21 protein-coding genes are annotated in these 22,638 nt (G+C 61.9%); 10 read left to right on the top strand and 11 right to left on the bottom strand.

All coding sequences use genetic code 11. The features are described 5' to 3' along the window. The first annotated feature begins 102 nt into the window (after positions 1-102). A complete protein-coding gene (locus GV035_RS03175; RefSeq protein ID WP_159833298.1) occupies positions 103-1,140 on the top strand; it encodes a LacI family DNA-binding transcriptional regulator in 1,038 nt (345 codons plus the stop codon). 26 nt (positions 1,141-1,166) lie between these two features. Here the strand turns inward: GV035_RS03175 and GV035_RS03170 are convergent, their stop codons facing one another. Then, on the bottom strand, positions 1,167-2,105 hold the full coding sequence (locus tag GV035_RS03170) for a LysR family transcriptional regulator (protein ID WP_159833296.1): 939 nt from the start codon (positions 2,103-2,105) through the stop codon (positions 1,167-1,169). A gap of 120 nt (positions 2,106-2,225) precedes the next feature. On the opposite strand from GV035_RS03170, the gene GV035_RS03165 reads away from it, so the two are divergent. The 7 genes from GV035_RS03165 (at position 2,226) to GV035_RS03135 (ending at position 10,776) form a co-directional block, all read left to right on the top strand. Beyond that, on the top strand, positions 2,226-3,614 hold the full coding sequence (locus GV035_RS03165; RefSeq protein ID WP_159833294.1) for a M20 family metallopeptidase: 1,389 nt from the start codon (positions 2,226-2,228) through the stop codon (positions 3,612-3,614). A gap of 50 nt (positions 3,615-3,664) precedes the next feature. Beyond that, positions 3,665-4,966, top strand: coding sequence for an MFS transporter (locus tag GV035_RS03160; RefSeq protein WP_159833292.1), 1,302 nt, complete (start codon positions 3,665-3,667; stop codon positions 4,964-4,966). A 9-nt stretch (positions 4,967-4,975) separates the two neighbouring features. Further along, positions 4,976-6,121 (top strand): aminotransferase class V-fold PLP-dependent enzyme, encoded by a 1,146-nt coding sequence (locus GV035_RS03155; protein WP_159833290.1) that lies wholly within the window; start codon positions 4,976-4,978, stop codon positions 6,119-6,121. A 130-nt stretch (positions 6,122-6,251) separates the two neighbouring features. After that, positions 6,252-7,376, top strand: coding sequence for a cupin domain-containing protein (locus GV035_RS03150; RefSeq protein ID WP_159833288.1), 1,125 nt, complete (start codon positions 6,252-6,254; stop codon positions 7,374-7,376). A 22-nt stretch (positions 7,377-7,398) separates the two neighbouring features. After that, positions 7,399-8,121, top strand: coding sequence for an SDR family NAD(P)-dependent oxidoreductase (locus tag GV035_RS03145; RefSeq protein ID WP_159833286.1), 723 nt, complete (start codon positions 7,399-7,401; stop codon positions 8,119-8,121). A gap of 25 nt (positions 8,122-8,146) precedes the next feature. Then, entirely contained in the window at positions 8,147-9,382 is a 1,236-nt protein-coding gene (locus GV035_RS03140; protein ID WP_159833284.1) for a dienelactone hydrolase family protein, read from the top strand. 218 nt (positions 9,383-9,600) lie between these two features. Then, on the top strand, positions 9,601-10,776 hold the full coding sequence (locus GV035_RS03135) for a porin (protein ID WP_442859515.1): 1,176 nt from the start codon (positions 9,601-9,603) through the stop codon (positions 10,774-10,776). Positions 10,777-10,838: 62 nt separating this feature from the next. On the opposite strand, the gene catA is transcribed toward GV035_RS03135, so the two are convergent. Genes catA through andAc form a run of 7 tightly spaced genes read right to left on the bottom strand, consistent with a single transcriptional unit; the run spans position 10,839 to position 16,577 of the window. Continuing rightward, positions 10,839-11,774 (bottom strand): catechol 1,2-dioxygenase, encoded by a 936-nt coding sequence (gene catA, locus GV035_RS03130; protein WP_159833280.1) that lies wholly within the window; start codon positions 11,772-11,774, stop codon positions 10,839-10,841. Between the two features lie 40 nt (positions 11,775-11,814). Further along, positions 11,815-12,105, bottom strand: a complete 291-nt coding sequence (gene catC / locus GV035_RS03125) for a muconolactone Delta-isomerase (protein WP_159833278.1) — start codon at positions 12,103-12,105, stop codon at positions 11,815-11,817. 13 nt (positions 12,106-12,118) lie between these two features. Beyond that, positions 12,119-13,255 carry a muconate/chloromuconate family cycloisomerase gene (locus GV035_RS03120; protein ID WP_159834933.1) on the bottom strand — a complete coding sequence of 379 codons (1,137 nt, stop codon included), beginning with the start codon at positions 13,253-13,255 and terminating at the stop codon, positions 12,119-12,121. Between the two features lie 15 nt (positions 13,256-13,270). Further along, positions 13,271-14,494: an anthranilate 1,2-dioxygenase system ferredoxin--NAD(+) reductase gene (andAa, locus tag GV035_RS03115; RefSeq protein ID WP_159833276.1), complete on the bottom strand. Its 1,224-nt coding sequence runs from the start codon at positions 14,492-14,494 to the stop codon at positions 13,271-13,273. Next, entirely contained in the window at positions 14,484-14,807 is a 324-nt protein-coding gene (andAb, locus tag GV035_RS03110) for an anthranilate 1,2-dioxygenase ferredoxin subunit AndAb (protein WP_159833274.1), read from the bottom strand. Before andAb ends, andAa begins: the two co-directional genes overlap by 11 nt. Positions 14,808-14,816: 9 nt before the next feature. Further along, positions 14,817-15,290 carry an anthranilate 1,2-dioxygenase small subunit AndAd gene (gene andAd / locus GV035_RS03105; protein WP_159833272.1) on the bottom strand — a complete coding sequence of 158 codons (474 nt, stop codon included), beginning with the start codon at positions 15,288-15,290 and terminating at the stop codon, positions 14,817-14,819. 15 nt (positions 15,291-15,305) lie between these two features. Then, positions 15,306-16,577, bottom strand: coding sequence for an anthranilate 1,2-dioxygenase large subunit AndAc (andAc, locus tag GV035_RS03100; protein WP_159833270.1), 1,272 nt, complete (start codon positions 16,575-16,577; stop codon positions 15,306-15,308). A gap of 167 nt (positions 16,578-16,744) precedes the next feature. On the opposite strand from andAc, the gene andR reads away from it, so the two are divergent. Continuing rightward, positions 16,745-17,704 (top strand): anthranilate 1,2-dioxygenase regulatory protein AndR, encoded by a 960-nt coding sequence (andR, locus tag GV035_RS03095; protein WP_159833268.1) that lies wholly within the window; start codon positions 16,745-16,747, stop codon positions 17,702-17,704. 260 nt (positions 17,705-17,964) lie between these two features. Here the strand turns inward: andR and GV035_RS03090 are convergent, their stop codons facing one another. Beyond that, positions 17,965-19,527, bottom strand: coding sequence for an acid phosphatase (locus GV035_RS03090; RefSeq protein ID WP_159833266.1), 1,563 nt, complete (start codon positions 19,525-19,527; stop codon positions 17,965-17,967). Positions 19,528-19,762: 235 nt separating this feature from the next. Between GV035_RS03090 and GV035_RS03085 the strand changes: the two genes are divergently transcribed. After that, a complete protein-coding gene (locus GV035_RS03085) occupies positions 19,763-21,094 on the top strand; it encodes a cytochrome-c peroxidase (RefSeq protein WP_159833264.1) in 1,332 nt (443 codons plus the stop codon). Between the two features lie 87 nt (positions 21,095-21,181). Here GV035_RS03085 and GV035_RS03080 read toward each other — a convergent pair whose 3' ends face one another. Next, positions 21,182-21,541, bottom strand: coding sequence for a COG4315 family predicted lipoprotein (locus GV035_RS03080; RefSeq protein ID WP_159833262.1), 360 nt, complete (start codon positions 21,539-21,541; stop codon positions 21,182-21,184). Between the two features lie 39 nt (positions 21,542-21,580). Further along, the gene (locus GV035_RS03075) at positions 21,581-22,621 is read right to left on the bottom strand and encodes a YncE family protein (protein WP_159833260.1); all 1,041 of its coding nucleotides are present in this window, start codon (positions 22,619-22,621) and stop codon (positions 21,581-21,583) included. Positions 22,622-22,638 lie beyond the last annotated feature (17 nt).

Here is a 22,638-nt window from a genome sequence, read left to right as displayed (position 1 = left end):
AATCCGGGTTTTCCCGCTCGTTGGAGATATGACGTCTGACGTTAAGGCGCCTTCAGCGGCTGCGCAGGTATCGATACAATCGAGCGTGACAAGGGAGCGGGAATGGAAGAGACCTACGCGCCGGCAAGCGGCCAACCACCACAGGCGAACGACAGCGTGACGCTGGAAGATGTCGCGCGTCTCGCGGGCGTCACCGCGATGACCGTGTCGCGCACGCTCAAACGTCCCGAGCTTGTCCGCGAGGAAACCCGCCGTCGAGTGATGGACGCCGTGCAAGCCACGGGCTATGTGCCGAACTTGCTGGCGGGCGCGCTGGCGACAAACAAGAGCCATCTGATCGCCTTGCTGCTGCCGACCATCGCGACATCGATCTTCACGGACATGGTGCAGAGCCTGATGACGACGCTCGCACCGGCCGGCTATCAAACCTTGCTCGGCCTGACCGACTATCTTCCTGAGCGGGAGGAACAGCTTGTCGGCACACTGCTCGGGCGAAGGCCGGACGCCATCGTCCTGACCGGCACCGAGCATTCGCCGCTCACGCGCGAGCGGCTGCGCAGGACGAAGGTGCCGATCGTCGAGATATGGGATCTCACCGACGACCCTATCGACATGCTCATCGGCTTCTCACATGAGGCGGTTGGGATTGCGGTCGCGCGTCATCTGCTGTCGAAGGGTTATGGACGTTTCGCCATCCTAACGGCTGACGATCCTCGCGGCATGCGGCGAAGCACGAGCCTGATCGACGAATTGAAACGCCACGACATGGACGACGTGCCGATGCAGGTGGTGCCCGCCCCGGCCACGCTGCAGACAGGGCGCGAAGGGTTCGTGCGCCTGCTCGACCAAGGCTTGCCCGATGTCATCGTGTGCAGCACGGACACGCTCGCGCAGGGCATCCTCGCGGAGGCGGCGAAGCGCGGCATCGCCATTCCTCGCGACGTGGCCGTCATGGGCTTCGGCGACCTGAGCACGGCGGCGCACGTTCATCCGTCGCTATCGACGGTGCGGATCGACGGTGCATCGATCGGCAGGCTGGCCGCCGAGGCGCTCCTGGGCAGGCTGGACGCGAAGCAGCGCGCCGAGCCGGCATTGAGAGTGGACACGGGCTTCGCGATCATCGACCGCGAGAGTGCTTGAATGAACGCGCAGCATCGCGTGCTTGCTCAAGCCTTCCCGGTCAACTCGGGCTGTTCAGACGAAGTCCGCTCCAGATCGTCGATGATCCAGCGCAGACACTCTTCCGCGAGCGGACCGAGCTGTCTTCCCGCGAGCGAGAGCACTTGCAGGCGGCGCTGCGTCAGCAACGGGTTCTGGAACGGTATAGCGGTCAGTTCGTCGGCAGCGAGGCGCTTGGCGACGGACACATAGCCCGACGGCATGATCGCATTGGGCACGACCTGCGCGAAGCGATAGAGCGCCGCCACGTATCGGCTCGTCATGGCGGGCAGGATTTCGATGCTCTCCACATTGCACGCGATATCGAAAAGCTGCCGGTTCGTCGTCCCTTTGTCCTGCAACAGCACCGGATACCCGGTCAACTCCTTCAGCGCGATCCTGGAATGCTGCGCCAGCGGATGCTCGCGGTGCATCAGCGCCATCACCGGCGCCCGCTGCGTGAACTGCACGACCACGCCCGCCTCCGGTTTGAAGCTGAACGCGAGCGCAATCGACGCCTCGCCCGACAGCAACATCTGACTCGTCCGATCCGACGGCACCACTTCCAGTTGGATCGCGACGTCGGAATGCTTGCCGCAGAAGGTTGCGAGCGACACCGGCAGAAAGTCGAACGCGAAACCTTCGGTGCAGGCAATCGTGAGCGTGCGCGCGCGCCGCCGCGCTTCACCCTGAATTTCCTCGAAGACAGACTCGGCATCGGCGAGCGTGCGTTGCGCATGTCGCAGCAAGAGCCGGCCCGCATGGGACAGCACCATGCCGCGCGCATGGCGTTCGAAGAGCGGCACGCCCAGATCGCCCTCCAGCTTGGCGATATGCCGGCTTAGCGCCGAAACGGTCAGACCGAGCTTCTCGGTCGCCGAACTCAGCGATCCGGCCTGCGCAACCACGGAGAAGTAGTACAGCGAGGGCTCGAGCAGCTTGCGCATGGCGGATATCGGCAAGGCCGGAGGTTTGAGTAAAACGCAAATGTACCTTGATTGATTGCGAATACAAAAATGCTTCGGCAAGGCTAACCTGATTCCACGCTGACCCCAACACCCCACGACATGTCCCGACGAAGCGCCCTCGCCCTCGCCCGTTCGCACTTCGACAGCGGCGATTTCCTCGCCACGCTGAGCCGCCGCGTCGCGCTCGCCACCGAAAGCCAGCGCCCCGACGCGGCACCGATCCTGCGCCGGTATTTGAGCGAAGAAATCGAAAGCACGCTCATGGAAATGGGCTTCGCCTGCGAGATCCTCGACAACCCTGTCGCGGGGATGCCGCCGTTCCTGGTGGGCGAACGCATCGAATCGCCGAACCGTCCGACGGTGCTGCTCTACGGCCATGGCGATGTGATCGATGGCGACGCGTCCCACTGGACGAACGATCGTTCACCGTGGCAAGTCCGCGTCGAAGGCGATCGCTGGTTTGGACGCGGCATCGCGGATAACAAGGCGCAGCACTCGATCAATCTCGCCGCGCTCGCGACGGTCTTCGCCGAGCGCGGTGAACTCGGCTTCAACGCCAAGATCGTCTTCGAGATGGGCGAGGAAGTCGGCTCGCCGGGGCTCGATGCCATCTGCGAGAACTTGCGCGAACGGCTGTCCGCCGATCTGTTGATCGCATCCGATGGACCGCGCCAGCGCGCCGCGTCGCCGACCATCTTTCTCGGTTCGCGCGGCGCCCTGCATTTCCGCTTGCGTGTGAACAACCCGGCCGGCGCGCGTCACTCGGGCAACTGGGGCGGCGTGCTCGCGAACCCCGCAACGGTGCTGGCGAATGCGATTGCCAGTCTTGTCGATGGACACGGGCGCATTCGCATCAATGGCCTGTTGCCGCCGCCGATTCCGCCGCAAGTCCGCGCCCGTGTCGCAGAGCTCGTGGTCGGCGGAGAGGATGGCGACCCGGCGTTGTCGTCGAATTGGGGCGAACCCGGACTCACGCCTGCCGAGCGCGTCTTCGCATGGAACACGCTCGAAGTGCTCGCGATGAATTCCGGCAACATCGCGAATCCTGTTAGCGCGATTCCGCGCGCAGCGGAAGCGGTCTGTCAGTTGCGCTTCGTCGTCGGCACCGACTGGCTGCGCGCGAAAGAACTCATCGAGCAGCATCTGTCGCGTGAAGGTTTCGACGGCATCGAAGTCACGATCGAAGCATCGGGCGCCGCGACGCGCCTCGATCCGAACGATGCGTGGGTCGCGTTCGCCGAGCGTTCGATCGAGGCATCGACCGGCAAGCCCGTCACCCTGTTGCCAAACCTCGGCGGCACGATACCCAACGAATGTTTCGCCGATACGCTGAATCTCGCGACCATCTGGATTCCGCATTCGTACCCCGGCTGCCGGCAGCACGCGCCCGACGAACACGTTCTCGCGCCCGTGATGCGTGAAGCCCTGCAATTGATGACCGGCGTCTTCTGGGACTTGGGCGAGCCCGCTGTTCCCGGCGCGCGCTGAACTCACATCGCAGTTTTCGAAGCTCCACTTCCTGAATCGGAACGCACACCATGGATTCGACTGTCATCGAGAATCGCTCGCGGCCCCTAAGCGCGAAACCGTTGCGGCGGCTCATCGTCGCGACGAGTATCGGCAATGCGCTCGAATGGTTCGATTTCGCCGCATACGGTTTCTTCGCGGTCACGCTGTCGAAGCTCTTCTTTCCCGCGCATGACGAGACCGTGTCGCTACTGATGACCTTCGGCACGTTCGGGCTTTCCTATGTGTTTCGCCCGCTCGGCGCCCTCGTACTCGGACGCTATGCGGATCAGCGAGGGCGCAAGTCTGCGTTGCTCGTATCGCTTGCGTTGACGACCATCGGCACGCTGGTCTGCGCCTTGATCCCAACGTATGCGGCAATCGGCGTGGCCGCGCCCATCGGCCTGATGACCGCGCGCATTCTCATTGCGTTTTCGACCGGCGGCGAGTTCGGCAGCGGCACCGCGTTGATGATCGAGCAGAAGAGCAAGCGCAAGGCATTCCTCGGAAGCTGGCAGTTTTCGAGTCAGGGCATGAGCACGGTGCTGGCATCGTGCGCGGGACTCGCGTTGAGCACGATGCTCACGCCGGGGCAGATCGAGACATGGGGATGGCGCGCGCCGTTCGTGTTCGGTCTTCTCGTTGCGCCGGTGGGTCTGTATATCCGCAAGCATATCGACGACACGTTGCCCGCTCCCTCGCAGAACACGCAGCACACGCAGAAAGCCGCGCCCATTCGCGATCTGCTCGCGCACTACAAGAGCCGTATTCTTCTGGCGGCCGGCATCATGGCCGTGTCCACTGCGGCGAGCTATCTGATGATTCTCTACATGCCGACGTACGCGGTGAAGCAACTGCATTTGCCGGCATCGACGGGATTCGCGGCGACCGTCGTGACAGGCACGATCCTGATGTTCTTCACGCCGTTGATGGGGCATCTCGCGGATCGCTACGGACGCAGCCGCATGATGGTGCTCTCCGCGACCGTCACCTTCGCGACGATCTATCCGTGCTTCGCATGGCTGTTGTCGAGCCCGTCGCTCGCGGTGCTCCTGGCGATCATGGTGCTGGCCGGCGCGCTCAAGGCGATCTACTTCGGGCCGCTCGCCGCCGTGCTCTCCTCTCTGTTCCCGACTTCGGTTCGCAGCACGGGCCTCGGCTTCACTTACAACATCGGTGTCATGGCGTTCGGCGGATTCACGCCCTGGCTCGTCACCGCGATGATCGGCGCCACGCACAATCCGCTTTCGCCTGCGCTCTATCTGATGGCCTGCGCGGCATTGAGCCTCGCGTGCATAGCGATCTATCACTTCAAACTCGTTAAGCATATCTGAACGACGACCATGACCCAAGACCTTCGCAATCAGAACGACGACTTCAGCGGCTGGCTCATGTATCACTCGGTAGGTGTCTATCCGGGACATCGCGAGGCCATGCGAGAAGCCCTCGCTTCATTCGCCGATACCTGGTGCGCCGCCGACGATACCCGCTGGGACGCGGCACTCGCCGCCCGCGCGCGCCTGCTCGGTGACTGGGCCGCGCTCATCGGCGCGAACGATGACGAAGTGTTCGGCGCGCAGAACGTCACCGAAGCCTTCGCGCGCTATCTCGACGGCCTCGCCGACGAGACGCTGAAGAACCGCACCGTGCTCGTCGCCGCCGATTGCTTCCCGAGTCTGCACTTCCTGCTGTCAGGTCTTGCAAAGCGCCGCGGCTTCGAACTGCGCACCGTGCGCGTACGCGAAGGCGAATCGTATGTACGCGACGAAGACTTTCTCGGAGCGTGGAACGACGATGTGGCGCTGGCGCTCGTCACGTGGGTATCCTCGCTGACGTCCAAGCGCGTGAATCTGCCCGCGATGTGCGAGCACGCGCGACGCCGCGGCAGTCTGGTCGCGCTCGACGTGACGCAAGGCATCGGCATTCTGCCGCTCGATCTCCGGGAGACGCCGTTCGACTTCGTATGCGGATCGACGCTGAAGTGGCTATGCGGAGCACCCGGCACGGGGCTCGGCTATATCGCTGCGCATGGGTTGCGCGGCAATGCGAACCCTGCCGTACGTGGATGGTTCAGCCAGGAAGACCCGTTCAACTGGGACATCGATTCGTTCTCCTATGCGGACGGTGCACGTCGCTTCGACACGGGCACCCCGTCCGTGCTGCCCTTCATCGCATCGCAGCCGGGCATGTCGTGGCTGCGCGCGCAGCCAGCAGGCAGCATTCGCGGGCACAATCTCGCGCTCGCGCATGAACTCATCGCGATGGTCGATGAGAAAGGCTATCGCCTCCGTTCGCCACGGCCCGACGATGAGCGCGGCGGCAGCATCATGGCCGAGGCGCCCGCTCATCTCGACGCCGCACAGCTCGTCGTGCAACTGAAGGAAGCGGGCGTATTCGTCGATTCGCGAGGCCGCACGTTGCGCTTTTCTCCGGGCGTCTGCACGACGCGCGCGGGACTGGACCGGCTCGCGCAATGTCTGCCGAGATGAAAACGACCAGCCTTCGTTCGCGCGCGCCGCGACGCATCGGAATCGCTTGTGTGCTGACAGGTCCACCGGCCGGCGTCATTTGCCATGCGCCGCCCTTTGATCTCACACCTCACACCTCACGCGATCCGATATGAACTCAACCGTTCCAGCATCCATTCTGACTGACGCCGCGATAGAAGGCGTGCAAGGCTTCGTCGTGCCGATGCGCTGCACCGACCTTCCCGCGACGATGCAGTTTTTCATCTCGCGCCTGAACTTTCGTCTCGACGCAATCTTTCCCGCCGATGGACCGCGCACCGCGATTCTCTCGCGCGGCACCTTCAAGATCCGCCTCGGTCTCGACGTGAAAGACGGCCTGCAAACGCTGCAAGTGCTCTGCGATGATCCCACGAAAACGCCCGGCGAAACGCGCGAAATCATTGCGCCGAACGGCGTCGTCGTGCGACTCGTACACGCGAATCCGCCGATGCATCTACCCGAGACGCGCCAGCAACTCGTGTTGTCGCACGCAGGCGATGCCGCGGACTGGAGCGTTGGCCGCGCAGGCATGCGTTATCGCGATCTGTTGCCCGAGCGTCATGGCGGGGCGTTCATCGCCTCGCACATCCGCATTCTCGAAGGCGGCCCGGTGCCCGATTACGTGCACTTTCACAAGATTCGCTTTCAGGTCATCTTTTGCCGCAAAGGCTGGGTGCGTCTCGCATACGAAGGCCAGGGCGAGCCGTTCCTTCTCGAAGCAGGCGATTGCGTGTTGCAGCCGCCGGAGATCCGTCATCGCGTGCTCGAAAGCTCGGCCGGAGCGGAAGTCATCGAACTCGGCAGCCCTGCCGAGCACATCACGATGGCCGATCACGACATGACCTTGCCCAGCGCACGCTACGATGCCGCGCACGACTTCAACGGTCAGACCTTCGTGCGCCATATCGCCAGGCAAGCGAACTGGACGGCGTGGAAATCGCCGGGCTTCGTTGTGACCGATACCGGCATCGGTCACGCGACGAAGGGGCTTGCGGGCGTGCGTGTCGTTCGTCCCTTGGACGAAAATCAACATGCCGCGCGCATGCACGACACCGAGTTCTGCATCTTCTTCGTGCTCGCGGGCAGCGTGGATGTGAGCGCGAACGATCAGCAATGGCATCTCGTCGCGGACGACAGCATCGCGATACCCGGCCAATTGCGCTACACGTTCGCGAACTGCAGCGCAGATCTGGAGCTACTGGAAGTGACCCTGCCCGCGGATTTTTCGCTCGCCTGACCTGAATCGAGGGATGACGCTGATGATCGATCAAACGACCGTTGCTTTCGTATCAGGCGCGAATCGCGGGCTCGGCGCGCAGTTCGTGGCGCGCCTGCTGGCACGCGGGGCAGGCAAGGTGTATGCCGCATCGCGTCAGGGCGATACGACGGTTCTCGATGCACGCGTCGTCCCCGTCACGCTCGACGTCACCGATGACGCGAGCGTGGCACGCGCCGCAAGCATCGCCGGTGATACGACGCTCCTCATCAACAACGCGGGCGTCAATCGGCAATCCGCGTTCCTCGCCGAAGACGCGATCGCGCACGCGCGCGCCGAACTCGACGTCAATTACTTCGGCGTGCTTCGCATGTGCCGGGCCTTTGCCCCTGCACTGAAGACACACGAAGGCGCAATTATCAATGTACTTTCGATTCTGGCGCGCGCAACCCTGCGTGCAATGGGCTCGCTGTGCGCGTCCAAAGCAGCGTCCTTGCGCCTGACCGAATCGCTGCGTGGCGAGCTTGCGCCCTATCGCGTTCGCGTGATCGCCGCGCTTCCCGGCGCCATCGATACGGACATGAGCCGCGGCTTCGAAGGCCCGAAGCTGTCGCCCGCCGAAGTCGCCGACGCCGCGCTCGACGCCCTCGACGCGCCTTCGAGCAGCGCAAGCGAAATCTATATCGGCGCGATGGCGAGGGATCTTGCTGCGGCGCTCGCCACGGATCGCGCCGCGACACAGGCACAGCTTCTTGCCACGCTCTAGTGGCGTTTCATCGACGGAGACGACTTTGGGTTCCTACATCGATATCGACAGTCACGACGGCCGGCGCTTTCGCGCGTATCAGGCCGTGCCCGCGCAAGGCTCCGGTCCGGGTCTCGTGCTGCTGCAGGAGATCTTCGGCATCAACGGCACCATGCGCGCGATGGCCGACCGCTTCGCAGAAGAAGGCTACGTGGTGCTCGTTCCCGATCTCTTCTGGCGCATGAAACCGGGCGTCGATCTGGGTTACAGCGAAGCCGACTTCAATGAGGCACTCGGCTATAACGAAAAGTTAGACCTCGACCTCGCCATTGCCGATATCGGCTCAACGCTCGCCGCACTGCGCGCGTTGCCGATGCAGCCGGGCAAGGTCGGCGCGATCGGCTATTGCCTCGGCGGCAAGCTCGCGATGCTCGCCGCCGCGCGCCTCGACCTTGACTGCGCGACGAGTTACTACGGCGTGGGACTGGATGCCTATATTGACGAAGTGCCGCGCATACGCTGTCCGATGCTGTTTCACTTCGCGGGCAACGACGCATTTTGTCCTCCGGATGCGCGCGAGCGTCTGCTGCAAGCGTTCGCGCAGAATCCGCGCATCGCCGCGCACGTCTACCCGGGCTGCGATCACGCGTTCGCCACGCCCGAACGGCCGCACTACGACAAGCCCGCCGCGACGATGGCTTATTCGCGTACCGTCGCGCTGCTGCGCCATGTGCTTGGTCCCATTCACGATCTCGACGCACTTTGGGAACGCCACTGCTACTACGAGTTCGCCACGCGAGACGTCGACGCGATCATGCCGACGATGGTCGCGCAGCCCTACGTCAACCACGTTCCGACGATGACGGGCGGCGTGGGCCACGATCAACTCAAACGCTTCTACAACTATCACTTCGTTGACGCAAATCCAGCGGATACGCGGTTGATTCCGGTATCGCGCACGATCGGCGCGGATCGCATCGTCGATGAATTCGTCTTCTGTGCAACGCACGACCGCGAGATCGACTGGCTTCTGCCCGGCCTCGAGCCGACGGGCAAGTACTTCGAGGTGCCGATGCTCGCGGTCGTCTGCTTTCGCGGCGACAAGCTCTATAACGAGCATATCTATTGGGATCAGGCGTCAGTGCTCGTACAGATCGGCGTGCTGGATCCGACAGGGCTTCCGGTCGCGGGTATTCAGACGGCGAAGAAGATGATCGACGAGACGTTGCCGTCCAACACGCTGATGCGCAACTGGCAGTCGAGCGAGGGCAAGCCGGTCTGAAGCGTAGAGCAACGATGCGTGAACGAAGCGCGTTGTCCATCGGGCAGCGCGTTTTTTTTATGCGTGGGCGCTTCCGCGAGCTTTGCAGTTCTTGCAAACCCGCGTTGATAGATTGCGAATACGCGATTCATCAAGGCTGGGTACTGTTGCATGACGGAAGCGAGAATACGTTCCGTATGGCCGCAGAATCCCACAATCCAATATCATTCGTTATGCCAATGAACAGAAAAGCGATTTCCTGCGCGGCGGTTTTGGCCGTATGCGGCATCGGGCAGGCTCAAGCCGCGTCCGTCACGTTGTACGGGCTCATCGACTACGGCGTCAACTATCAGAGCAACAGTGGCGGCGGCCGCGTGATCGGCGGATCGAGCGGCATCATGCAGGGCTCGCGCTGGGGCTTCAAAGGCAACGAAGACCTGGGCGGCGGTCTCTCGGCCATCTTCCAGCTCGAGGACGGCTTCGATCTCGGCACCGGCAAATCATTGCAAGGCGGAACACTGTTCGGCCGACAAGCATGGATCGGCCTATCCAGCGATGCGTATGGCACGGTCACGCTCGGACGCCAATACGATTCGCTCGTGACGTTCGTCGAGACTCGCATGAACTCGTCCAACTACGGCGGCGGCACCACGGCGCATCCGGGCGATCTGGACAATCTGAACAACAGCAAGCGCGTCAACAACTCGGTCAAATACACGAGCCCGGTTCTGGGCGGCTTTACGTTCGGCGGCGTCTATGGGTTCGGCGGACAGGCCGGCGAATTCTCGCGCAACCAGATATGGTCGACCGGCATCGGCTACGACTACGGCAATTTCTCGGCGGGTGCCGCGTACATGAACGTGCGCAACCCCAATCAGTCGTTCTTCACCGCGACGCCGACTAATGTGCCGGGCGCTAACGTCAACAACATGACGGCGAGCCCTATTTATAGCGGCTATGCCTCGTCGCACACGTATCAGGCGATAGCAGCGGCAGGCCGCTATACGTTCGGCCCGGCAACCATCGGCCTCGTCTACAGCAACGTGCAGTTCAAGGGCCTCGGGGATACTTCGTCCGGATCGAATCCGTTGCAACTGTCAGGCACCGCGAAGTTCAATACCGCTGAAGTGAACGCCACCTATTACTGGACCCCCGCTCTGCTGAGCGAACTGGTGTACAGCTATACGCACGGTTCGGGCGTGGGAAGCATCGGCAGTTCACACTACAACACCGTGTCGTTGTCTCTTGACTATTACCTCTCGAAACGAACCGATGTCTATGTGATCAGCAGCACCCAGTTCGCGAGCGGCACCGACTCGACAGGACGACCCGCGCGAGCCACGCTCAATGCGTTGACGGCCTCGTCGTCGGATCGTCAGACGTTCGTGCAAGTGGGCATGCGACATAAGTTCTGATGCATCATCGCCCGCTGCAAAAAGCAAACCCCCCGCGCAAGGCGGGGGTTCTTATCAGTCGGTTACGCCGCAACGGAAGCGCGGTTCCGCTGCACGATCTGATTGTCCTTGCCCTGAACTAGCGGCGTCAGCCTGAAGTCAAACTCGATTTCTTTATAGTCGTCGGCCTTCAAACCCAATTCCCGACCACCGGTCTTGTCGACGACATGCGGGATCAAATCTTCGCGCGTCGCGTAGGCGAAGTCGTCCCAGATCAACGGATCGCCTTCGATGTTGATCTGAGTCGTCAGCTTGCGGCAATTGTCAGCGGTCACGAAAAAATGCACGTGCGCAGGACGGTTGCCATGTCGGCCAAGCGCATTGAGCAAACGCTGCGTCGAGCCTTGCGGCGGGCATCCATAACCCACAGGCATCAGCGTGCGGAACTCATACTTGCCCGCGGCATCCGTCTTTACCGCGCCGCGCAGATTGAAGTCGCTTTGTGCGCCAGTCGGATCGAAGTGCGAATAGAAGCCCTTTGAATTGGCGTGCCAGCATTCGACGACCGCGTTCGCGAGCGGCTTGCCATCCGGTCCCGTGACCGTGCCGCGAATGACGAGCGGACCGGCGTTTTCGTCGGCGTCGAGGTCGATCTTCGTCACGCCATCCCGCAGCGGCGCGCCCGCGACATACAGCGGACCTTCAATGGTGCGCGGCGTGCCGCCGTTCATCTCGGTCGCACGGTCCTCGGCATCCATGCGAATGTCGAGGTATTTTTCGAGGCCCAAGCCCGCTGCAAGCAGCGCGGCCTCACCGTCCTGGCCCAGCTTGTTCAGATAGTTGACGCCCGCCCAGATTTCGTCGGGTGTCATGTCGAGATCGTCGATCGCCTTGAACAAATCGCTCAGCAGGCGATGCGTGATCTGCTTCGTGCGCGCATTGCCAGCGTCGCCGGCGAGATTCGCCGCAGCCTTCAACAAGCCCTGGACATCTTCGCTTTGGAATACCTTGACGCTCATGATTCATGTCTCCGTTCGTATGGGGATTTGGCTTTGATGCTTAAGCGTCGTCGTCTCTGATGGACGACGGATGGCGACACAACGGCGTCACCGAAACCTTCATGTACGAAAAGAGCGGCAACGCAGTGAGAATCTCGTGCAGCTCGGCATTGCTCTCGACATCAAAGATGCTGAAATTCGCGTACTGTCCGGCCAGACGCCAGATGTGACGCCATTTGCCGCTGCGCTGAAGCGCCTGCGAATAGGCTTTCTCTCGTGCCTTGATTTCATCGGCGACATGAACGGGCATGTCAGCGGGAATGTTCACATCCATTCGAACATGGAACAGCATCGCTCTTATCCTCTCAACGGGTGGATTTCATCAGGCCATCGCGCGTGAAACGCTTGACCACGGTTTCGTCGAGTTCGATACCGAGGCCCGGTCCGTTGGGTACGGTCAGTTCGAAATCGCTGTAATCGAGGGGCTTCGTCAAGATCTCTTCGGTCATCAGCAACGGCCCGAAGAGTTCCGTGCCCCACTGCAGGTTCGCGAAGCTCGAAAACAGATGCGCCGATGCCACCGTGCTGAACGCGCCTTCCAGCATCGTGCCGCCATACAGTTCGATGCCCGCGGCATCGGCGATATGGGCCACGCGCTGGGCCGCGAACAGGCCGCCGCTCTGCTCGATCTTGATCGCGAACACGTCAGCGCCGTCGTTCTTCGCAATCTCGAACGCGCTCTCCGGTCCCTGAAGTATTTCGTCGGCCATCAATGCCGCGGGAAAGCGGCGCGTGAGCCTTGCCATCGCTGCGGCCGATGCGACAGGCTGTTCGACGAGTTCGCACCCTGCGTCCGCGAGCGCGGGGATAGCCCGGGCCGCCTGCGTCTCGCTCCATGCCATGTTCACATCGACGCGTACGGCCGCAGCATCGCCCAGTTCGCGCTTGATGGCCGCAACGTGCGCGATGTCGTCCTTGATCGACTTCGCCCCGATCTTCAGCTTGAAGATGTTATGGCGTCGCGCTTCCAGCATGGCTCGGGCTTCGGCGATATCGCGCGCCGTATCGCCCGAAGCAAGCGTCCATGCAACCGGCAGACGATCGCGGCGGCGTCCGCCGAGCAGTTCGCTCACCGGCACGCCGAGGCGCTTGCCTTGCGCATCGAGCAACGCCGTTTCCAGCGCGCTTTTCGCGAAGTGATTGACCTTCACGAGTTTGCCGAGGTGCGCCATCAAGCCCTGTATGCGAGTCGCATCGCGGCCGATAGCAGCGGGTGCGAGGTACGCATCGACCGCCAGCTTCATCGACTCGGGACTGTCGGGTCCATACGCCATGCCGGCGATGGTCGCGCCCTCGCCTATGCCGACGACGCCGTCGCTGCAGAACACCTTCACGAGCATGAGCGTCTGTCCGTGCATCGTGGCGACGGAGAGCTTGTGCGGGCGTATGGTCGGCAGATCGACGAGACGGGTTTCGATACGTTCAATGTTCGCTGTACTAATCATCATTGTCTCTGTTCAAGTACTCAGCAACGTACGCAGCGGAACGGCAGTGTCGCGCAGTGTATCGATGTCCAGCGGCTTGCCTGCCGCGAGCAGCCGCTTGCACGCGCCCATGTCCCGGCCCGCGTTGACGGCGGCGACAGCGGCGAGCGCGCCCGCATCATCGAGCGCGAGCACGCAAAAGGAACCCGCCGACGGATCGCCGCGCAGAACCGTCGAATGCGCGGCATCGAAGAGGCCGAGTGTTTGCACGTTGCAGTCGTACTGATCCGACCAGAGCCAGGGCGTTTCCGCGTACCGCTCCTCCGCGCCGAGCATGTTCGCTGCGGCGATAGCGGGCTGGTTCTCTGCAACCTGCCACGATTCGACGCGCACGTGACGCTTCACGAGCGGATTGAAGTGCATCGTGACCTCGCCCGCCGCGAAGATCGAAGCATCGTCGGTCCTGCATTGCTCGTCCACGACGATACCGTTGTTGACCGCGAGTCCCGCCGCTTGCGCGAGTTCCACGTTCGGCACCACCCCGATACCGACCACGACGATATCCGCTTCGATATCGCCACGATCCGTCTCGACGATTGGGTGGCCTGCCCCGCGCCTCACGGCCAACGGCTTGCTTCCGATCCGCATGTCGACGCCGTTCGTTCGATGCAACGCATGCAGGAATTCGGCGACTTCACGCGGCATCGAGCGCATCAGCAAACGCTCCGCAGGCTCCACGAGCGTGACAGCGCACCCCGCCTTGATCGCAGACGCCGCGACTTCGAGCCCGATGAAGCCGCCACCGAGCACCGCGACGCGCTTGCCCGGCTGAAGCGCCGCGCGCAACGCGCGGGCGTCATCGACCGTGCGGACGTAATGCAGCATCACGCCCTCGTCGACATGACCGGGAAACGGCCGCACGCGCGAACCCGTCGCCAGCAGCAAACGCTCGTATCCGATACGCGCGCCATCGCCCAAAACGACGCTTCGCGACGCGCGATCGATGGCCTCGACACGCATGCCGAGCCGCATATCGACACGTTGCGCGTCGTACCACGCGGCATCGCGAATGAAGATGCGGCGCTCGCCTTCCTCCGAAAGCAGCGCGCCTTTCGACAGTTCCGGGCGGTCGTACGGCAACGCGCCTTCGTCGCCGATCATGACGATGTCTGCCTCCGCATCACGCGCACGCAGCGTTTCGGCCGCACGGCGCGCGGCATGCCCCGCGCCGACGATCACATAGGGCTTACTCGACATGGATCTCGACCTGTCCATCGACGATGCGAATCGGATAGCTGCGCACCGCTTCGGTGACGGGCGCGCAACGCGGTGCGCCGCTGCGGATATCGAATAGCCCCTGATGCAGCGGACATTCCACGCAGCCGTCTTCGACGAAGCCTTCCGACAACCGCGCGTGACCATGCGTGCAAAGGTCGTGCAGCGCGAAGACTTCATCGCCGATACGGAAAACGGCCACCGGTTTGTCGCCCGCGACAACCGCGGCGGGCTCGCCTTCGGTGAAATCGTCGAGCTGGCCGATGGCTTGCCATGCATTCGTCAGTTGTTCCATGTCCGCTCCCTAGATCGGCGTGGCGAGCAGCGTCTGCACGCGCGAAGTGTCGTAGATCACGCGTTTGGCCTGATAGCGCAGACCCTCTGCGGTGCGTACGACCTTGTCGAAATACTTTCCCGCCTGATAGACGTTCGACTCGCCGTTGCTGCGCGTCTGAATCACCACGTAGTTGCTTTCCGTTTCGATCACGCCGTCTTCATCACGCGTGACGGTAAGCCCCGACGTCATGTGCCGATAGCTATGCTCTTCATAGATATTCGCGTGCCGCAGCGACACCACGCGATCACGCAGCATCCTTTGATTCGTGCAATGGATAATGCCGACGGGCAAGCCCATGTCCGCGTTCTCCTTCGGCACGATTTCGTAGAGACAGTCCTCCGTGAAGAGCGTCGGCCACGCTTCGAGCCTGTCGTTATCGAGCGCGTTGATGTATTGGTCCTGCAAGATGTGCAGTTCGAACCACAGCTTCATCTGTTCCATGCGTCGCCTCGCCGCTCAATAGCCCATGAGTTTCTGATAACCGACCCAGAACTTGCGGATCAGGCTTTCGGTGATGACCGTATCCTGCTGATCGGGATTGCCGCGCGACATCTCGATGACGGAAGTCGCATCCGCATCGCGCACGGTGCCGCGCTGCACGAGTTCGGTCGCTTCCGTGTCTTCCATCGATATATAACCGGCGGGACCGACGAGATTGGCCTGCTTGATGCGCAGCGCGCGCAGCTCGGGCGTATCGTCCGTGTAGCCGAAGAAGTGGAAGATCAGCTCGAAGCTGTTCGGCCCTTTCGGCAGCAACTGGCGCGCGACGAGCGTGTTGTGAATCTGTTGAATCACGAGTTGCGGGAAGATCGGCTGAATGTGGTTCGTCGTGTCTTCTTCGTATTCGGAGACGAGGCCCAGAATGGAATCGTCTTCGAGCGCGAAGCCTTCATCGAACGAACGGATGTTCTGCTGCTTGTACGCGGACGACGTGTCTTCGCCGGTCTTCGTCACGGTGATGATGCTATGCAGGCCATGCGTCGCGTCCGGAATTGAACGCGCCTTCATGCCGACGCGGAAGATGTTGAACGTGGTATGGAACAGATGCAGCATGCTCGCGTGATACGGGTCCTTCACGTTCTCGAAGTACAGCTTCCAGTTGGACTTCGAATACTGACGCGTGCAGCCGAGATACTCGATCGGCTTGTGAAAGATGCGGTCGATCCACGGGCGCATCTCTGCGCCGAGATAGTCGGGCAGCGGCACGACCTCATCGCTGAATGACGCGAACACGAGGCCCTTATAGCTTTCGACGCGCAGCTTGCGCAGGCTGTGGTTCTTCGGATCGAAATCGGCGGGCATGCCCGTCATGCCCTTTTGGCCGCGTCTGAACGGCACGCCGAGCAGATTGCCGCTGTTGTCGAAGCTCCATTGGTGATAGACGCAGGTGTGCGATGTCGCATTGCCGCGCGATTTGCGGCACACGGACGCGCCGCGATGCGCGCAGCGGTTCACCCATGCCGCGAGGCCGCCATCCTCAAGGCGCGTGACGACGACGGGCGTGTCGCCCACGAAGGTGCTCTTGTAATCGCCGGCATGGGGAATCTCGGCTTCCAAGGCCACGAAATTCCAGGTCGGGCCGCGGAAGATGCGTTCCTGCTCGCGGTCGTACACCGCTTGGGAGCTGAACACTTTGTAGGGAATGCGCGAGCCGTCTTCGCGCGGAAAGTGAACGTGATCCGAATCCGTCGGACCTTGAGGGCGAAATACCAGTTCAGCCGTTTCCACGGATGTTCTCCTGTTGCGGGGCCGTAATCGATACGTCACGGTGTCATCGCATTTTTGAAGAGACAGAATGGCGGGTCTATCCACCAAAAGCGTCGCCGATTCACGTACTATCCGGAAACGGCGGTTTTATTTATTGGCCTCGCGAATTTGCGTATACCCGTATCACCATGTCCTCGACTCTCTTCGCGCCCGACGCCTTACGCAGCTATCGGCTTTTTGAATCGAGCGATCTCGAAGAGACGCGCGATCTCATTTCGCGCGTGATGCAGCCGCATGTCCTGGTGCCGTCGGGAAGAGAACGCGGGCCCGCGTACATGGATTTCGTGAAACTTGGCCGGCTGGGTCTCGGCGCGATTTCGTTCGGCGCGCCCATGCGCGTGGATGTGGAATCCGTCGACGGGTACTATCTTCTGATGTTCTGCCTGCGCGGCCATGCGCAGGTGCGTACGCTGAATGCAACGCTCGACGTGAATCATCACAACGCGGTGCTGTGCGCGCCGGGTCAGCCGTTCGATGCGTGGTTATCGCCCGATTGCGAGCAGTTCGTGCTTCGCATGGACGCCGATGCCTTTCGAAAAGCGAGCCACGAAGCGGGCGCGCTGCTGTCACCGCAGCTATCCATCGATAGCCCGGCCTTGCTGGGATGGATGCAGCAATTGCGCGCGCTCACGGGGTCATCGGCGCTGCTCGAAAGCGCGCGTTCGAACGGGCAGATTGCAGGACACATGGAAGCCCTGTTGATCGATCTGCTGACGTGCTCGCTGCCAAGTGCGCCCGTGGCGCAGTCATCGCTGGCGCCCGCGTTCGTCAAGCGTGCGGAAGAATACGTCCGCGCACACTCGGACGAGCCGCTGCAATTGGAGGACATTGCCCGCGCGGCCGGCGTCTCGCCGCGCACGTTGCGCGAGCAGTTTCATCGTGCACGCGGCATGAGCCCGATGCAGTGCGTGCGCAAGATCCGCATGGAGCAGGCTCGCGCCGCGCTGTTGGCCGCAGGCCCGCGCGCGCGTATCGCGGACATCGCGCTCGCTTGCGGCTTCTTTCATCTGGGCCGCTTCTCGCTTGCGTATGCGGAGGCTTTCGGGGAAATGCCATCGGAGACGTTGCGCAAGCGCGCCGCTCGCTGAGCCGCTTCTGTTTCATCAGGCTCCCCGCGCCACCCGTATCGTTCGTACTACTTCTTATATATAAAAAGGTAGGGGAAGTGACAACGATAACTCCGACGAGTGCTTTCGCAAGCAACTGAAGCGTCGCGTCAAGTATCCGCTGATCGCGATCGTCGGAACCACTAATGATTCTCCGCGCGCCACGCGCCGCGCCGACCTACACAAACAAAAAGGCCGCGTCGTTCAGACCGCGGCCTTCGTTCGTGCGTCGTCGCTAGTGCTTACTGACTGAAATCCAGCGCGTTAGTGAGATCACCCATCTTCTGACCGCCGTTCGCGACCAGCGCAGCATCTCGCGAATCGAGGCCCGGCAGCGACGGCAGCGAGAAACGCTTCGTGATGAAGCGCAGAATCGACGTCGTATCGTATTGCGTGTGATCGACGAAACCCTTCTTCGCGTACGGCGAGATGACGAGCGCCGGAACGCGTGAGCCGGGACCGAAGCGGTCGCCCTTCGGCGGCGCGACGTGATCCCAGAAGCCGCCGTTTTCGTCGTAAGTGACGATCACGACCATGTTTTTCCACTGCGGGCTCTGTTGCAGATGGGAAATGACATCGGCAATGTGCTGGTCGCCCGACGCCACGTCCGTGTAACCGGCGTGCTCGTTCAAGTTGCCCTGCGGCTTGTAGAACGCGACCTGCGGCAGCGCGCCCGCGTCGATCGCCTTGATGAACTCGGTCCCGTTCGTGCCGCCGTCGAGCAAATGCTGCGCGCGCGCGGTCGTACCCGGCGCGAGATCGGCAAAGTAGTTGAACGGCTGATGGTGCGTCTGGAAGTTCGGCACATAGTTCACGCCGTACTTGATCGCGTTCGCCCGGTCGTTGAGCGCCGCGCCCCACGCGCCGCCGTACCACGCCCAGCTCACGCTGGCCGCGTTCAACAGATCGCCGATATGCTGCTGCGTCTGCGGCGGCAGCGTCGTTGCGACGGACGGATCGGCCAGGTTCGCATCGCCACCGGATGCCGGTGCGTTGCCCGACGGCTGATACGGCGGCTGCATCGTATTGACCGCGTAGAAGTCGGGCGTCAGGTTGCCGGAATTCACGTACTTCGGTGCGCCGGTCAGCGCGGAGGCCGGCGAATTCGATGCGCGCGTGAGCGTCACGCCATCCGGATCGACGACGGAAATCGAGCCCTTTGCGACGCTCTTATCCGCGTTCGGATAGATGGGCGTACAGGCGCAGACCAGCCACTGATGGTTCAGGAACGAGCCGCCGAACGCGCCCATGAAGAAGTTGTCGGCAAGCGTGTATTGCTGCGCAATCTTGTAGAGGGGCAGCTTGTCCGGCGTCGTGTTGTAGTGACCCATGACGAGACCGCCCGAATCGGCCCATGCGGCGAACTTGTCGTTCTTGCCGCCATCGATCTGCATCTGGTTCTCGTAGAAGCGGTGATACAGGTCGCGCGTCGTGACGTTCATTGCCGCGTTGAAGCCGTTCGGGTCATCAATGGCGAACGGCGCGTTCGGCAGATTTGCCGTCATTGCTTCAGTGACGGCCGGCGTCACGCCGGTGGCCGTCAGGCCGCCCCAGATGCTCGGCAATGTCGCGAGCACGCTGCCGTCGCGATCGAGCTGCCGTGCGCTCGCGGCCGTCACGCTCTGCAGGCCGTTGGCGCCCGGGAAGCTGCCGTAGAGGTTATCGAAGCTGCGGTTCTCGGCATAAATAACGACGACGTTCTTCACTTCGTTGATGTCGTGATGGTCGTCGCTGCCGCCGCAGGCGTACAGGCCGAATGCAGCGGTCGCCGCGAGCGGCACCGCGCAAACGAGTTTCTTGTTCATGAGATCTCTCTTGTGTTGGAGCCGGCGCGTAAGTCGCCCGCTCGCCCTTCTTCGCCGGCGTGCGAAGTGTCGCAACGAACGTTTACGCCGACATGAAATAACGCTTTCGATTCAGAAAGGTCAGTGAAATAAATTCGCCAAAAGTCACTGCGCGCTCCGGCCAGCCCGGCTGTCATGTGAAAGACACATTCACGACATACCCTTCCGCATCTTTCAATTACCGTTTTCCGCGCTGATGCTTTCGATGCGTTTTCCTTTCGTTTTCTGTTCGATGGCGCTCGTCGCGTTATCCGTGTCTGCCATGCTGAGCGGCTGCGATTCGCACGCAGCCGATGCGCACGCCGCAACGATGCAGACAGCCGCCGCAGTACCGGCACAAGGGCAGTCGCGGGCGGAGGTCTTCGCCCATGTGAAGAACATGCAGTCGGTGGGAGAGAAGCTGTTCCTCGATCCGTCGCTATCGGGATCGGGCAAGCTCGCGTGCGCGTCATGCCATAGCCCGCAACATGCGTTCGGGCCGCCGAACGGCCTGTCGGTGCAACTCGGTGGAAGCGACCTGCATCGCACGGGCTTTCGCGCAGTGCCATCGCTCCGGTATCTGCAATCCGTCCCGCAGTTCGCCGAGCATTTCCACGATTCCGACGACGAAGGCGACGAAAGCGTCGATGCCGGTCCCACTGGCGGGCTGACATGGGACGGCCGCGTGGACCACGGCAAGGACCAGGCACGCATTCCCTTGCTGTCGACGTTCGAAATGGGCAGCACGCCGGCCAAGGTCGCCGCAGCGGTGCGGGCAGCGCCGTATGCCGACGCGCTTAGGAAGACCTTCGGCGCGGACGTGTTCGAGAGCGACGACAAGCTCTTCGCTGCTGTTTTGCAATCACTCGAAGCGTTCGAGCAGACGCCGCAGAACTTCTTCCCATACACGAGCAAGTTCGATGCGGTTCTCGCCGGCCATGCGACTTTCACGCAAGCCGAAATGCGCGGCCTGCAACTCTTCAACGATGAGAAGAAAGGTAACTGCGCGTCGTGTCACATCAGCCAGCGCGCGAAGGACGGCACGCCGCCGCAGTTCAGCGACTTCGGCCTGATCGCCCTCGGCGTGCCGCGCAACAATGCGTTGCCCGTCAACCGCGATCCGACGTTTCACGACCTCGGCGCATGCGGTCCGGAGCGCACGGACCTGAAGGGCCGCGACGAGTTCTGTGGCCTCTTTCGAACGCCGTCGCTGCGCAACGTGGCGACGCGCAAGACCTTCTTCCACAACGGCATCTATCACACGCTGGAAGACGTGGTTCGCTTCTACGTTCAGCGCGACATTCATCCCGAGAAGTTCTATCCGGTCTCGAAGAAGGGCGTCGTACAGAAGTTCAATGACCTGCCGAAGCTGTACTGGGAGAACGTCAACACGGAAGCGCCGTTTAATCGCAAGAAGGGCGAGCAACCCGCGCTCGACGAAGCGGAGATCAAGGATGTGGTCGCGTTCCTCAACACGCTTACCGACGGCTACGATCCCGCGAAAGACGCCGGCAGTGGGGCCGGTGTCGTTGTGTCCGGAGCACGGTAGTAAGCATACCTGAAAGTTGTGTGAATGATTTCTCAACTCATGCAGACAGATAACCTTAGAGAGAAATTGATGTAGCGCGTCGAGCAGCTAACGCGGCTGAACACTATGCCAGACAGTATTGAGGCCGTCTCCTGCACGATCACCGGGCTTCTTGTCCATCTTCCCGCGATAAAGCGGCTTTCCTTCATACGTCCATTGCCGATCGCCGTTTCCGGCATCGACCAGTTGAAGCGAGCCCGACGGACGATCGCCCGGATCGGCGAGCGCCGGCGGAAAATTGCTCGCGCAATCGCCCTCGCACGATTTCGCGTCCGGTGCGCCTTGCCCGCCATAAACATATAACGTCATGCCGTGTTCATCCACGAGCCTGCCCTCGCTCGTGTGAGGTGGCGCGGCAAGCGCCGAGGCACCGGCGCACAGCGCCGCGAATCCAACAAGCGTCTTCATGTTCGTGCTCCTCTTCCATGCTCCGCCGCGATGTTTTGTTCATCGCGGCGCCATGACGCGTAGCAACGGGTGTCCATCGACATCTTTGAGAGGAAAGTACGATCGATGCGTTAACGCGTCGACATATACGACGTGGGCGTTCGGTCCCAGATGGCCCTCGCCCACTTTCGTCACATGTGACCCTTCGACTCTGAACATCGACACCACGCCTGCTTCGCCAGCCACATACAACGTGTGCTCCGATGCATCGAACGCAAGCACGTCAGGGTGCTGCCCGACATCGAACGATTGGGACACGCGCATCGTGTGCATATCGAGCACCAGCAGCCGGTTGTTGCCCTGGCACGCAACGAATGCGAGTCGGGATGGCGGCACGATCAGCAAGCCGTGATTGCCTTCGGCGCCCGGCAAGTCGATTCGCGTCACGATCGTGTCAGTCGACGGATCGATCTCGATCAACTGACGCCGCGTCTGCACGTTGACGAAGATATGCCGCGAAACCGGGTCGTATTGCGTGTTACCGACATCACCATTCAGCGCAATGGTCTTCACGCGCCGGTTAGATGAAACATCGATGACGGTCTCGGTCTTTCCCGTCTCGTCGGAGACATAAAGCTTGTGCACGTCGGGCGCATAGGCCATGCCGTCAGGATAAGCGCCTCCCGGCATCCGCGCGACGACCGTCAGCGTCTTCTCGTCGATTGCAACGATCTCATTGGTCCCGGTCGCCGAGGCGAACACGCGCGACAACTCCGGAACAACGAGCACGCCATGCACGGCGGAGACGTTCTTGATCGTCGAGATGACCCGTGCATCGTGCGTGTCGAAGGCGACGACTTCTCCATCTCCCAAGTGAGCAATCATCAGCAGATGACGTTCGGGATCGCCGCTTTCGTAATCGAAACGAGACGTGCGTCCCGGCATTGGAATGTCCGCAACGTGTTGCAGCGGAAGAGGCGTCGCATTGTCCGGTTCCGCTGCTGCCGCGACGCGAGGCAGCAGGACATGCACTATGAATGCCGCCAGCAGTGCTGCGCCGGTTAGCGAGCGAAAACGCCTACTGTGTCGTAATGGCTTCATGACGGGTCTCCGTCGTG

The organism is Burkholderia sp. 8Y (genome assembly GCF_902506145.1).
In the GTDB taxonomy this organism is placed as follows: Bacteria; Pseudomonadota; Gammaproteobacteria; order Burkholderiales; family Burkholderiaceae; genus Caballeronia.
Note: the sequence above shows the minus strand (reverse complement) of the source record. Positions and strands in the feature narration are given on the sequence as shown.